This is a genomic window from Streptomyces sp. NPDC001604, assembly GCF_042893475.1.
Classification (GTDB): Bacteria; Actinomycetota; Actinomycetes; order Streptomycetales; family Streptomycetaceae; genus Streptomyces.
Genome location: NZ_JBIAUY010000011.1, coordinates 133,104 through 146,051 on the forward strand (window position 1 = coordinate 133,104; position 12,948 = coordinate 146,051).

The 12,948-nt window shown below is 73.0% G+C and carries 11 protein-coding genes; 6 read left to right on the top strand and 5 right to left on the bottom strand.

Features of this window, described 5'->3' with window-relative positions:
- The first annotated feature begins 56 nt into the window (after positions 1-56).
- Both ACFY1E_RS27835 and ACFY1E_RS27840 read left to right on the top strand, forming a co-directional pair.
- Entirely contained in the window at positions 57-794 is a 738-nt protein-coding gene (locus ACFY1E_RS27835) for a response regulator transcription factor (protein ID WP_389080345.1), read from the top strand.
- A 2-nt stretch (positions 795-796) separates the two neighbouring features.
- Entirely contained in the window at positions 797-1,909 is a 1,113-nt protein-coding gene (locus ACFY1E_RS27840; RefSeq protein WP_389080346.1) for a sensor histidine kinase, read from the top strand.
- 4 nt (positions 1,910-1,913) lie between these two features.
- Here ACFY1E_RS27840 and ACFY1E_RS27845 read toward each other — a convergent pair whose 3' ends face one another.
- From ACFY1E_RS27845 to ACFY1E_RS27860, 4 genes are all read right to left on the bottom strand, one after another.
- Entirely contained in the window at positions 1,914-2,219 is a 306-nt protein-coding gene (locus ACFY1E_RS27845) for a hypothetical protein (protein ID WP_389080348.1), read from the bottom strand.
- Positions 2,220-2,419: 200 nt separating this feature from the next.
- Positions 2,420-3,421 carry an NAD-dependent epimerase/dehydratase family protein gene (locus ACFY1E_RS27850; RefSeq protein ID WP_389080349.1) on the bottom strand — a complete coding sequence of 334 codons (1,002 nt, stop codon included), beginning with the start codon at positions 3,419-3,421 and terminating at the stop codon, positions 2,420-2,422.
- An 81-nt stretch (positions 3,422-3,502) separates the two neighbouring features.
- Positions 3,503-4,939, bottom strand: a complete 1,437-nt coding sequence (locus ACFY1E_RS27855) for a sensor histidine kinase (RefSeq protein WP_389080350.1) — start codon at positions 4,937-4,939, stop codon at positions 3,503-3,505.
- Entirely contained in the window at positions 4,936-5,625 is a 690-nt protein-coding gene (locus tag ACFY1E_RS27860) for a response regulator transcription factor (protein WP_389080352.1), read from the bottom strand. Before ACFY1E_RS27860 ends, ACFY1E_RS27855 begins: the two co-directional genes overlap by 4 nt.
- A gap of 153 nt (positions 5,626-5,778) precedes the next feature.
- Between ACFY1E_RS27860 and ACFY1E_RS27865 the strand changes: the two genes are divergently transcribed.
- The 4 genes from ACFY1E_RS27865 to ACFY1E_RS27880 are packed head-to-tail and all read left to right on the top strand — an operon-like array spanning position 5,779 to position 11,721.
- A complete protein-coding gene (locus ACFY1E_RS27865) occupies positions 5,779-7,116 on the top strand; it encodes a ferric reductase-like transmembrane domain-containing protein (RefSeq protein ID WP_389080353.1) in 1,338 nt (445 codons plus the stop codon).
- A gap of 19 nt (positions 7,117-7,135) precedes the next feature.
- Positions 7,136-7,834: an FMN-binding protein gene (locus ACFY1E_RS27870; RefSeq protein WP_389080354.1), complete on the top strand. Its 699-nt coding sequence runs from the start codon at positions 7,136-7,138 to the stop codon at positions 7,832-7,834.
- Between the two features lie 5 nt (positions 7,835-7,839).
- Positions 7,840-8,580 carry an FAD:protein FMN transferase gene (locus tag ACFY1E_RS27875; RefSeq protein WP_389080356.1) on the top strand — a complete coding sequence of 247 codons (741 nt, stop codon included), beginning with the start codon at positions 7,840-7,842 and terminating at the stop codon, positions 8,578-8,580.
- Between the two features lie 33 nt (positions 8,581-8,613).
- Positions 8,614-11,721, top strand: a complete 3,108-nt coding sequence (locus tag ACFY1E_RS27880) for an ATP-binding protein (protein ID WP_389080357.1) — start codon at positions 8,614-8,616, stop codon at positions 11,719-11,721.
- On the opposite strand, the gene ACFY1E_RS27885 is transcribed toward ACFY1E_RS27880, so the two are convergent.
- Positions 11,711-12,940: a cytochrome P450 gene (locus ACFY1E_RS27885; RefSeq protein ID WP_389080358.1), complete on the bottom strand. Its 1,230-nt coding sequence runs from the start codon at positions 12,938-12,940 to the stop codon at positions 11,711-11,713. The genes ACFY1E_RS27880 and ACFY1E_RS27885 overlap by 11 nt on opposite strands.
- Between the last annotated feature and the right edge of the window lie 8 nt (positions 12,941-12,948).

Genomic DNA, 12,948 nt, shown 5'->3' on the forward strand with positions numbered 1-12,948 from the left:
GGGGACGTCAGGAGCCCGGCGGCGCGTCCGCGCGTGCGCGGTGCGAGGCTGGCTCCATGGAGCAGCAGCAGTACGGACAGGGCGGCGCCCGGGTGCTCGTCGTCGACGACGATCCCACCGTCGCAGAGGTCGTCACCGGCTACCTCGACCGCGCCGGGTATGTCGTGGACCGGGCCGGTGACGGCCCCGACGCGCTCGCCCGCGCCGCCGCCCACTGGCCCGACCTCGTCGTCCTCGACCTGATGCTGCCCGGCATGGACGGCCTGGAGGTGTGCCGGCGGATGCGGGGGCGCGGGCCGGTGCCGGTCATCATGCTCACCGCACGCGGCGACGAGGACGACCGCATCCTCGGCCTGGAGGTCGGCGCCGACGACTACGTCACCAAGCCGTTCAGCCCCCGCGAACTGGTCCTGCGTGTCGAGTCCGTGCTGCGCCGCACCCGGCCCTCCCAGCCGTCGGGCCTGCTGCGGGCGGCCGGGCTCTCCGTCGATCCGGCGTCCCGCCGTGCCCTCAAGAACGGCACCGAACTCGCCCTCACCATCCGGGAGTTCGACCTCCTCGCCTTCTTCCTGCGGCACCCCGGCCGGGTCTACAGCCGCGAGGACCTGATGCGCGAGGTGTGGGGCTGGGACTTCGGCGACCTGTCGACCGTCACCGTCCACGTACGGCGGCTGCGCGGCAAGGTCGAGGACGACCCCGGCAGGCCCCGGCTGATCCAGACGGTGTGGGGTGTCGGCTACCGCTTCGACGGCTCCGAGGACGTCACCGAAGGCGTCTCCCGAGCGGAGGCGTGACCATGCACGACAACCTCCTCATCGCCCTGTTCGCCTTCCTCGGCGCCGCCGCTGCCGGACTGCTCGGCGCCTGTGTGCTGCTGCTGATCCGGCGCCGCTCGCTCGCCCTGCACCTCGGTGTGGTCGCCGCCGTCGCCGTCACCGCGATGCTCGCGGGCACCCTCGCGGTCGCGCAGGCCATGTTCCTGTCCGGGCACGACCTGAAGGTCGTCACGACCGTCGTCGCCATGGCCGCCGTGGTCTCCCTGGCCACCGCCCTGCTGCTGGGCCGCTGGGTCGCCGCCCGCAGCCGCGCCCTCACCCTGGCCGCCCGTTCCTTCGGCGACGGCGGCGACTTCACCTCGCCCGCGGGCCCCGCCACCGCCGAACTCGCCGCCCTCAGCCGGGAGTTGGAGGCCACCAGCGCCAAACTCGCCGAGTCCCGGGAGCGCGAACGCGCCCTGGAGTCCTCCCGGCGCGAACTGGTCGCCTGGATCTCCCACGACCTGCGCACCCCCCTCGCCGGCCTGCGCGCGATGTCCGAGGCGCTGGAGGACGGTGTAGCCGCCGACCCGGACCGCTACCTCAGACAGATCCGCACCGAGGTCGAGCGCCTCAACGACATGGTCGGCGACCTCTTCGAACTCTCCCGCATCCATGCGGGCACACTGGCGCTCAGCCCGAGCCGGATGTCCCTCTACGACCTCGTCGGCGACGCGCTTGCGGGCGCCGACCCCCTGGCCCGCGAGCACGGCGTACGGCTGGTCGGTGACCGGGTCGAGCCCCTGCCGGTGGAGGTGGACGGCAGGGAGATGAGCCGGGTGCTGGGCAATCTGCTGGTCAACGCCATCCGGCGGACTCCGGCCGACGGCACGGTGGCGATCGCCGCGGAGCGCTCGCCGGACGGTGTGGTCGTGTCCGTGACGGACGCCTGCGGCGGCATCCCGGAGGAGGACCTGCCCCGCGTCTTCGACACCGGATGGCGGGGCACGCATGCCCGGACTCCCCCTGCCGGGGCGGGCCTCGGCCTCGCCATCGTGCGGGGCATCGTGGAGGCGCACCAGGGCCGCGCGACCGTCCGCAACATCCCGGGCGGCTGCCGCTTCGAGGTGATCCTCCCCGTCGCCGAGGCGTGAGGGGTCACCTCTCGGGGCGACACTCGATGTCGGTCGCGGAGATCTCCCGGCAGGTGAGACCACTCCCGGGGCCGATGGCATGCGAGAGGAGCGGTGCGACGAGCTTCTCGCAGGTCCCGTCCGCGCCGTCCTCGGAGTCCTCGCTGGCGTGCTTGCAGGCCCTGTCGATGACGTGGGCGCTGTCGACCTTCTTGCCGGGCGGCGGCGTGTCCGCAACCGCCGACGGGGCGAGGAGGAACACGCCTGCCACGGGCGCGCCGATCAGGGCGGCGATCCGGGTGCGGGTGGGCTTGAGGGTACGCCGGAGCATTCTGCGGTCCTTTCAACTGATTTGTCGCGAACAGCGCCATGATCGACGACAACGACGTCGTCCAGGCGTGGACACGCTCAGTGCGTCCGCGTGAACTCCCGCTTCCCCGGCGGCCCCCGTGTGTGGTGGTGCTGCCCGCTGCCGCTTCGTGAATGCGGGCAGCACCACCGGTCTGTCGTCGCCACCGGTCCGGAGGTTGCCTATGCCTCCCGCATTCCGGCCCGTGCGAACTCCCGCATGCCCTCCTCGAAGCCCACCTCGGCCTTCCAGCCCAGCTCGGCCCGCAGCCGCGCCGAGTCCGCCGTGATGTGCCGTACGTCGCCGAGCCGGTACTCCCCGGTGACGACCGGATCCGGGCCGCCGTACGCCGCGGCCAGCGCACGGGCCATCTCGCCGACCGTGTGCACCTCGCCGCTGCCGGTGTTGTACGCGGTCAGCGCCCCCTCGCCGGAACCCGCCTCCAGCGCCGCCACGTTGGCCGCGGCCACGTCCCGCACATGCACGAAGTCCCGCCGCTGACGGCCGTCCTCGAAGACCCGCGGGGACTCGCCGCGGGCCAGCGCCGAGCGGAAGAAGGAGGCGACGCCCGCGTAGGGGGTGTCGCGGGGCATCCCCGGCCCGTACACGTTGTGGTAGCGCAGCGACACCGCAGAGCCGCCCGTGGCGCGCGCCCAGGCCGCCGCCAGGTGTTCCTGGGTGAGCTTGGTCGTCGCGTACACATTGCGCGGGTCGACCGGGGCGTCCTCGCCGACCAGTCCGGGGGACAGCGCCGCACCGCACACCGGGCACGGCGGCTCGAAGCGGCCGGCGTCAAGGTCGGCCACCGTGCGCGGGCCCGGCCGTACCACCCCGTGCCGCGGGCAGGCGTAGCGCCCCTCGCCGTACACCACCATCGACCCGGCCAGCACAAGGCGTCGTACACCCGCCTCGGCCATGGCCGTGAGCAGGACGGCGGTGCCGAGGTCGTTGTGGGAGACGTAGTCGGCCGCGTCCGCGAAGCCGGTGCCCAGGCCGACCATGGCCGCCTGGTGGCACACGGCGTCGACCCCGGTCAGGGCGCGGCGGACGGCTGTGGGGCTGCGTACGTCCGAGGCGGGATCGGCCCGGACGTCGTAGACGACGGGCTCGTGCCCGTGCGCCTCCAGTGCCCGCACGACATGGGACCCGATGAACCCGGCACCGCCGGTGACCAGTACTCGCATGCGGCCACGCTAGGGCCGTGACGAGGTGGGACGGGTGGGCCGCGCCCGGGACGTCACCGGTCCGTAAGACCCCCGGAGCCACTAGCCGTGCACCGGCAGCGACACCGTGAACACCGTCGACCCCGGGGCGCTGCGCAGCTCGATCGTGCCGCCGTGGGCGCGGACCAGGGAACTGGCGACCGACAGGCCGAGCCCGCTGCCGCCACGGTCCCGGCTGCGGGCCTTGTCGACGCGGTAGAAGCGGTCGAAGACGCGTTCCTGGTCGGCGGCCGGAATTCCGGGGCCGGCGTCCTCGACCCGTACGACGGCCCTGTCGCCCGTCACCTCGACCGCCATCGACACCGGCGTACCGGCCGGCGTGTGCACGGCCGCGTTGGTGAGCAGGTTGTCCAGGACCTGGCGGATGCGGTGCGGGTCCAGACGGAGCCTCAGCGCGGGCGGGCCGGACGTCACCTTCAGGGGGCGCTCCGGGTGGGTCGCCCGGAAGGCGGCGGCCGCCTCGTCCACCAGCTCCACCAGGTCCGTGTCCTGCATCCGCAGCGGCGCGTCCACCTCCGCCGCGTCCAGACGGGCGAGCAGCAGCAGGTCGTCCAGGAGCACGCCCATCCGGGCCGCTTCGGCGCGCAGCCGGGCCAGGTGCTTGTCGCGCTCCTCGGGGGCGTTGGCGGCGGCGTACTGGAAGAGGTCCGCGTAGCCCCGTACGGACATCAGGGGGGTGCGCAGTTCGTGCGAGGCGTCCGCGACGAAGCGGCGCAGCCGCTGTTCGGCCTCCGCGCGGACCGCGAGCGAGTCGTCGATGTGCTCCAGCATGGTGTTGAAGGCGGTGCGCAGCTCCTCGACCTCCGGGCCGCCGCCCCGCTTGTCGGCGCGCAGCGGCAGCCGGGCCGCCGACTCGGTGAGGTCGTGCGAGGCGATGCCGTGGGCGGTGTGCGCCATGTCGCTCAGCGGGTTCAGGCCCCGGCGCAGCATCCGCCGGCCCGCCAGCACCAGCGCCAGCAGGGCGAGCCCGAAGGCGATGACCTGGACCGTGATCAGCCGCCGTACCGTGTCGTCGATGTCGGCCATCGGCGCACCGCTGATCAGGACCAGACCGGGCTTGACCTCGCAGGCGCGCAACCTGTAGGCGCCGTCGCCCGTGAGGTTCGCGGTGCGCACCACTTCGCTGTCGGAGGCGGCCTGGGCCCTGGCCAGGGAGGTGAGGGGGGCGATGTCCCGAGGGAGGTCGCCGGGCTCCTCGGGCTTGCGGAGCACCGCCTTGCCGCCCGACACGTCGTACACGGCGTAGTACCAGCCCCAGTACTTCTTGCCCTGGAGGGTGCCGGTCTCCGCGACGTTCTTCGACTGGGCGACCTGGGCGAGCCCCAGCTGGTCGTCGAGCTGGTGCGACAGATAGTCCCGCATATAGGTCGTCAGGGCCGTGCCGACGACGGCGAACACCACCAGCGCCAGCGCCCCGAGCCCCAGCGCCAGCCGGGTGCCGAGCCGCAGTCTCCGGTACGAGGGCAGCCGGCGGATCACTCGGAGGCCTGCCGTATGACGTACCCGAAGCCCCGCACCGTCTGGATCAGTGGTTCGCCCGTGTCGTCGAGCTTGCGGCGCAGCCGGCTGACGACCAGCTCCACCACGTTCGAGCGCCCCCCGAAGCCGTACTCCCAGACATGGTCGAGGATCTGCGCCTTGGTCATCACCGTCGGCGACTTGCGCATCAGGAAGCGCAGCACCTCGTACTCGGTGGGGGTCAGCGTGAGCAGCTTGCCGCAGCGGCGCACCTCACGGGTGTCCTCGTCCATCGTCAGGTCCGCCACCCGCAGTACCGAGCGCTGGAAGCCGGGGCCGGAGCTGCGCCGCAGCACCGTGCGCAGCCGGGCCATCAGTTCCTCCACGGCGAACGGCTTGACCAGGTAGTCGTCGCCGCCCCGGGTCAGGCCCGCGACCCGGTCGGCGACACCGTCGCGCGCGGTGAGGAACACCACGGGCACCATCGTGCCGGTGGCGCGCAGCCGGTCCAGGACGCCGAAGCCGTCCACGTCGGGCAGCATCAGATCGAGCACCACGATGTCCGGGTGGAACTCGGCGGCCAGCCGCAGCGCCTCCTCGCCGGAGTTCGCGGTGACCGCGTCCCAGCCCTCGTAACGGGCCACGGTCGCGACGAGATCGGCGATGGGCGGGTCGTCGTCCACGACCAGGAGGCGTACTTTTTCCACCCGCTCATAGTGCGGTACGCGGCAGGCCGGGCCCTGTGGTCGGGCACACAGCCGGCACATCGATAAGTACTTGTAAGTTGTACGACAGGTTATCGACAGCTTCCGCCAGCCAAGCTCGGTCTCCCCAGGATCCGATGAAGGAGCTGCCGTCCCGTGACGACCGTCCAATCGCCCCCTGCGCCCCCCACGGCGATACGCCCCAGGGTGGTGGCCCGCACCGGCCTGTACACCGTGCTCGCCGCGAACGCGGCCGTGGTCGCCTGCTTCTTCGCCCAGGCGGGCTTCGCCTCCAACGCCCTGATCGTCATAGGCCGCCTCCTCGGCCTCTACGGCGCCCTCGTCATGGCCTTCCAGCTGGTGCTGGTGGCCAGGCTGCCCTGGCTGGACCGCCGCATCGGCATGGACCGGCTCACCTCCTGGCACCGCTGGACCGGCTTCGCCCTCCTGTGGACGCTGCTCGGGCACGCCGTCTTCATCACCTTCGGCTACGCCCAGGGCGCGGGCGTCGGCCCGATCACCGAGATCGTGGACCTCGCCCGGACGACGGAGGGCGTGCTCCGCGCGATCGTCGCGCTCGGCATCATCCTCGTGGTCGGCGCCGTCTCGGCCCGCTACGCCCGCCGCCGCCTCGCCTACGAGACCTGGCACTTCATCCATCTCTACACGTATGTCGCCGTGGTGCTCGCGTTCACGCACCAGGTCGCGGTCGGTACGACGTTCACCGCGTCGTCCGCCGCGAAGACGTACTGGTACGGCGTGTGGGGCGTCGCCCTCGGCGCGGTGGTCCTCGGCCGCCTGGTCCTGCCGCTGTGGCGGAACCTGCGGCATCAGCTGCGGGTCTCCGCGGTCGTCCACGAGTCCGACAACGTCGTCTCGATCCACATGACCGGTCGCGACCTGGACCGGATGCCCGCGCAGGCCGGCCAGTTCTTCCTGTGGCGCTTCCTGACCCGCGACCGCTGGTGGCAGGCGAACCCCTTCTCCCTCTCCGCGGCCCCCGACGGCCGCACCCTGCGCCTCACCGCCAAGGCGGCGGGCGACGGCAGCGCCGCCCTGCGCCATGTGAAGGTCGGCACGCGCGTGTTCGCCGAGGGCCCCTACGGCGCCTTCACCACACTGCACCGCACGAAGTCCGAGTCCCTGCTGATCGCGGGCGGCGTCGGCGTCACCCCCATCCGGGCCATCCTGGAGGACATCGCGGGCCACGCGGTCGTCATCTACCGCGTGGCCTCGGACCGCGACGCCGTCCTCTACGACGAACTGCGCGAGCTGGCGGCGGCCAAGGGCGCCGAACTGCACCTGGTCACCGGACCGGCCGTCCCCGACAAGCTGGCGCCGCGCGAACTGGCCCGGCTGGTGCCGGACATCGCCGACCGGGACGTCTTCCTGTGCGGGCCGCCGCCGATGATGAACGCGGTGCTGCGCAGCCTGGGCGACCTGGGCGTGCCCAAGCAGCAGATCCACTTCGAGCGCTTCAGCCTGGCCGGATGAGGAAGACGGGAAAGACATCGTGAAGCGAGCCATACCTGTCGTCGTCCTGAGCATCGCGGGCCTGGTCCCGGTCTGGCGCTACGAGCCGTCCGTGGGCGCTGCGACCTCCACCACCGAGCCCGCCTCGACGCCCTCGGCATCCGCGGGCTCTTCGTCCGGCACGGTCGTCAAGGGCACGACGATCCAGACGGAGAAGGGTCCCGTGCAGGTCCAGGTGACCTTCTCCGGCGAGAAGATCACGGCAGTGAAGATGCTGCAGCAGCCGAACCATCCGCAGACGGCGGCTGCGGTGCCGAAGCTGGTCGCGGAGACGCTGAAGGCGCAGAGCGCGGACATCGACACCGTGTCCGGCGCGACGATCACCAGCGAGGCCTACAAGAAGTCCCTCCAGGCGGCGATCGACTCGAACGGTGCGAGCGCGAAGACGTCCGCGTCCCCCTCGGCCTCGGCCGCCTCCGCCGCGCAGACGGTGTCGGGTTCGACGGTGAACACCGACAAGGGTCCCGTGCAGGTCCAGGTGGCCTTCTCCGGCGAGAAGATCACGGCAGTGAAGATGCTGCAGCAGCCGAACCATCCGCAGACGGCGGCTGCGGTGCCGAAGCTGATTGCGGAGACGCTGAAGGCGCAGAGCGCGGACATCGACACGGTGTCCGGTGCGACCATCACGAGCGACGGCTACAAGGAGTCCCTCCAGGCCGCGATCGACGCGAAGGGCTGATCCGAATGCACCGCGTCGAACACGTCATGGGCTTCCCCGTCTCGCTCCGGGTCGACGACGAGCACGTTCCTGAGTCGGCCGCGGACGCGGTCTTCGCATGGCTGCGCGAGGTCGACGCCCGGTTCAGCCCCTTCAAGCCCGACAGCGAGGTGTCCCGCCACGGCCGCGGCGAGCTGGCCTCCCACGAGCTCAGCGACGACCTCGTCGAGGTCCTCGGCCTGTGCGAGCACTACCGGATCGCGACGGGCGGAGCCTTCGACGTACGGCTGCCCGGCCGCGGGCTCGACCCCTGTGCGGTGGTCAAGGGCTGGTCGGTGCAGCGTGCGGCGGAGCTGCTGAAGGCGGCCGGCGCGCAGAGGTTCGTCCTGAACGCCGGCGGTGACGTGGTCGCCGCCGGCGGCCCATGGCGGGTCGGAGTACGGCACCCCGAACACGCCGACAAGCTGTGCACCGTCCTCGAGCTGACCGAAGGCGCGGTCGCCACCTCCGCCCGCTACGAGCGCGGCGACCACATCATCGACGGCCGTACGGGACTCCCGGCGACCGGGCTGCTCAGCATGACCGTCGTGGCGTCGTCGCTCACCGAGGCCGACTCGGTCGCGACGGCGGCCTTCGCGCTGGGCGTGCAGGGCATCGAGTGGGCCGCCTCGCGCGCGGGCTGCGAGGTGTTCGCGGTGGACGCAGACGGGCAGGTGCTGCGGACGGAGGGGTTTCCGGCCGTACGGGAGTCTCCCGCGGCTGCCTGACCTCCGGCCGCCCGCCCTGACTAACCTGGCGCGGTGACCATCGAGTTGACGCTGCTGTCGTCCGTCGCCCATCGGGGGCAGGAGATCACCGCACCCCGGCTGCGGGGGCTGCTCGCGCTGCTGGCGGGGGAGTTGCGGGCGGGGTGCGGTGCCGGGCGGCTGGTCGACGGGCTGTGGCCGGACGGGCAGCCCGAGAACCCGGTCAAGGCGTTGCAGATCCTGGTGTCGAGGGCCCGCCGTCAGCTCGGTGCCGAGGTCATCGCCAGCACCCCGACCGGTTACCGGCTCGCCCTGCGCGAGGACCAGGTCGACACCTCCGCCGTCCTGCTGTTCGCCGCCGCCTGCGCCGAGAAGGCGCGGGCCGGGGACCACGCGGGCGCCCTCGCCGAGGCGGAGGAGGGGCTCGGGCTGTGGGACGGCGCCCCGGCCGACGCAGCGGGCGCCTTCGGTGATCCCGTCGGGGAACTGCGCGCCGAGCGGGCCGTGACCCACCGCGCGCTCGTCCGCTGCCGCGCACTCTCCCTCGCCCGCACCGGCCGCCGGGACGAGGCTCTCGGCCCGCTCGCCGAACTGGCCGCCGACCGTCCCCACGACGAGGAACTGGTCCTGGAGCTGATGCGCTGCCGGACGGCTGCTGAGGGGCCTGCCGCCGCCCTGGCCACGTACGACGCCCACCGCCGTCGTCTGCGCGACGAACTCGGCACCGACCCCGGGCCCGCCCTCCAGGAACTCCATCAGGAACTGCTGCGGGGCGAGGCACCCGTCGTGCGCCGCGGGGTTCCGCACGAGCCCAACCCCCTCCTCGGCCGGGACGCCGATGTCGCGGCCGTCACCCGGCTGCTGCACAGTGCCCGCGTCACCTCGGTCGTCGGGCCCGGCGGCCTCGGCAAGACCCGCCTCGCAAGCGCCGTCGCCCGGGACGCCGAGCAGCGCGTCGTACACCTGGTGCCGCTCGCCGGTGTCCGCCAGGACGCCGACGTGGCCGCCGAGGTCGCCTCGGCGCTGGACGCCTCCGGCACCGACCCGGTCGCCGGCATCGTGGGCATCCTCGGCTCCGGACCCGCCCTGCTCGTCCTGGACAACTGCGAGCACGTGGTGCGCGGTGTCGCCGACCTGGTCCAGGCCGTCGTGTCGAGGACCCGGGACCTGCGGATCCTCACCACCAGCCGGGCGCCGCTCGGACTGTCCTCCGAGACCGTCTATCCACTGCCCGAGCTGGACCCCGCGACCACCGTCGAGCTGTTCGAGCAGCGCGCCCGCGCCGCCCGCCCGGACCTCGACCTGCACGCCGAGACCGTGGCCGCGCTGTGTCGCCGTCTCGACGGGCTTCCCCTGGCCGTCGAACTCGCCGCGGCCCGGGTGCGGGTGATGTCCGTCGCGGAGATCGCCCGGCGTCTGGAGGACCGCTTCGCGCTGCTGCGGGGCGGCTCCCGGGACGCCCCGCAGCGGCACCGCACCCTGCACGCCGTCGTCGACTGGAGCTGGAACCTCCTCGCCGAGCCGGCGCGGTCCGCCCTGGCCGCACTGTCCGTCTTCCCCGCCGGGTTCACGGCCCAGGCGGCCGAGCAACTCGTCGACGACGCCTGGGAGATCCTGGAAGACCTTGTCGACCACTCCCTGCTGAAGGTCGCCGACACCGCCCACGGCTCCCGCTTCCGCATGCTGGAGACAGTCCGTGAGTTCGCCGCCGCGCACCGGGAGGCCGCCGTGACGGAGCGGTTCCTCGGCTGGGCACGGGACTTCGGGACCGTCCACCACGACGCCCCGTTCGGCGCCGATCCCTTCGCCTCCTGGCAGCTGATCCGCGCCGAGCAGGACAACCTCGTCCACGCGCTGCGGCTCGCGCTCGCCCGAGAGGACCTCGACACCGTCGCCGCGGTCACCGCCGTACTCGGCAGTCTGTGGACCACCGAGGCGAACCACCCGCGGCTGATCGCCCTCACCGAGGACTGCGCCCGGCCGCTGTCCCACTACCGGCCCGGCCCCGCACACGTCGAGCCGGCCCGCACCGCCGCCGCTCTGCTGGCCGCCAACCTCTTCCTCGGCGTCGGACCGGGTGCCGCACGCACCCTGGTCGCCCTGCGCCGGCTGCCGCCTGCCGAACCGGACACCCTGGTACGGGCCGTGGCGGCGGTGCTGCGGGCGTTCCCGCAGGTGCTGACCGACCGGGACACGCTGGCCGAACTGTGCGATGCCGAGCAGCCGTTGCTCGCGGGCGTCGCCAACTGCGTCGCCACTTATGTCTGGGAGGGCGAGCAACGGTCGGACCTCGCCCTGGCCGCCGCCCGCCGCATGGTCGAGCTGCTCGGCGACCGGGACATCCCGCTGCTGCGGATCTGGCCCGCATCCCGGCTCGCCGAACTCTGCCTGCAGACCGAGCGCGGCGCCGAGGCCCTGGTCCACCTGCGGGCGGCGCTGGACGCCCTGGAGAGCCTCGGCGAATGGAACGACGCCATCGGCATGCGGTGGGGCCTGATGCTCGCCCATCTGCAGACCGGCGACCTCGACACCGCCGAACACTGGCTGGAGGAGGCGCTGCGGCACCAGCCGGAGGACACCGGCTCCGACGCCTTCACCCCCGACCTGGGCGCCCGCGCCGAACTGGCCCTCGCGCGCGGCGACACCGAGACCGGGCTCGGGCTGTGGCGCCGGGCCCTGGAACGGCTGGAGAACGGCCGCGCGACCCCGGTCTTCGGCGACGAACTCCTCAGGGAGGGCTGGGTGCTGGAGCTCCAGTCGGTCGCCCTCGTCGCCCACGCCCGGCACGCTCGCACCGACCTGGTGGCTCCCCTGGCCGCGGCGCTGAACGACCGCCTGACCACCCTGCTCACCCGGCCCGGGCCGGCCCCGCACCACGGCACCGTCGAGTACCCGGTGTGCGGCGCCATGCTGCTCGCCCTGGCCACGGTCGCCCTCGCGGACGGCGAGAACGAGCGCGGGGCGCGGCTGACCGCCCTCGCCGAACGCTTCCGTGCCCTGCGCAACTTCCAGCCGACCATGTCCTCGGCGCGCGCCCGCGAGGCCGCGCGGAACGCCGACAAGGCGGCGTACGAGGACGCGGTGTCCATGTACGCCGCCCTGGACGGGGACGGGTTGCGCGAGGTCGCACTCGGCCTGGTGGGGCCCGGGCTCACAGCCTGACCGGCAGGCTCAGCAGATGGAAGCCGTCGCCGGGCCAGTGCCCGAACCGCACGTCGGCGCGGTCCACGGCGAGCTCCGGTGCCGTCGGCCGCCGTACCAGAAGCTCCTCGAACACGACGCCCGTCACCAGCCGGCCGAGCGCCGCGCCGATGCAGTAGTGCGGGCCGTGCCCGAACGCCAGGTGCCCGTCCCCGCGGCCGAACTCCCTCGCCACGTCGAGCCGTTCGGGAGCCTCGTAGGCGGCCGGGTCGTGGTCCGCGGCGAACAGTGCGACCGTCACCGCCTCGCCCTTGCGCAGCCGGGTGCCGGCGAACACGAAGTCCTCGGTGGCGTACAGCGTGGCCCCCATCCGCACCAGGGTGACGTACCGCAGGAGCTCGGGGACGGCCCGGCCCAGCAGCTCGGGCTCGGTGCGCAGCCGCTCCAGCTGGTCCGGGTGGTCGAGGAGGGCGAGGACGGCGTGCGCGAGGAACAGGGCGGGCGGGGTGATACCGGTGTTGATCAGCAGGAAGAAGACGGTGATGATCTCGTCGTCGGTCATCCCGCCGTCCGCCAGCAGCGCCGACACCAGGTCGTCCGCGGGCTCCGCGCGCCGCCGCGCCACCAGGTCCTTGGTGTACTGCACGACACCGCCGAGCCCTTCGAGGGCGTGGCTGCCGTCGCCATAGGCGAAGTCCCGGATCCAGCCGCAGACCTTGTCCTGGTCGGCCGCGTCCACGCCGACGAGCGCGCAGATGACCGCCGTGCTCAGCGGGTACGCGAACTCGCCCAGCAGATCGGCCTGTTCGCGCCCGGCGAGGGTCTCGATCAGCTCCTGTGCGGTCTTCTCCACGAACGGGCGGAGCGCGGCGACCCGGCGGGCGGTGAAGGCGCGGGTGAGCGGGTTGCGGCGTCTGGTGTGCTCGTCGCCGTCGAAGAGCGCCAGGTGGCCCGAGAGGTACTGCGCGTACTCGGCCGGTAGGCCGTCGGCACCCTGGGCCAGCAACTCGGCCTGCGGATCCGGCATTTCGGAGTCCGGGATCGTCGAGCGGTCCCGGACCAGACGGGGTTCGGTGAGCGCGGCCTTCACGTCCTCGTGACGGGTGACGAGCCGTACGGCGGTGTCCAGGCCGGGGAGGACGACATGGCCGAGGCCGGGGCGCGTGCGCAGGTCGGCGTAGGCGCCGACGGGGTTCTCGACGAGTTCGGGGGTGAGGTGAACGGGGGTCTCGGTGGTCATCTCGGGTT

Coding starts and splice junctions, on each gene's coding strand:
- ACFY1E_RS27840 (WP_389080346.1), top strand. CDS start 797: ATGCACGACAACCTCCTCATCGCCCTGTTCGCCTTCCTCGGCGCCGCC.
- ACFY1E_RS27850 (WP_389080349.1), bottom strand. CDS start 3,421: ATGCGAGTACTGGTCACCGGCGGTGCCGGGTTCATCGGGTCCCATGTC.
- ACFY1E_RS27835 (WP_389080345.1), top strand. CDS start 57: ATGGAGCAGCAGCAGTACGGACAGGGCGGCGCCCGGGTGCTCGTCGTC.
- ACFY1E_RS27885 (WP_389080358.1), bottom strand. CDS start 12,940: ATGACCACCGAGACCCCCGTTCACCTCACCCCCGAACTCGTCGAGAAC.
- ACFY1E_RS27845 (WP_389080348.1), bottom strand. CDS start 2,219: ATGCTCCGGCGTACCCTCAAGCCCACCCGCACCCGGATCGCCGCCCTG.
- ACFY1E_RS27875 (WP_389080356.1), top strand. CDS start 7,840: ATGCACCGCGTCGAACACGTCATGGGCTTCCCCGTCTCGCTCCGGGTC.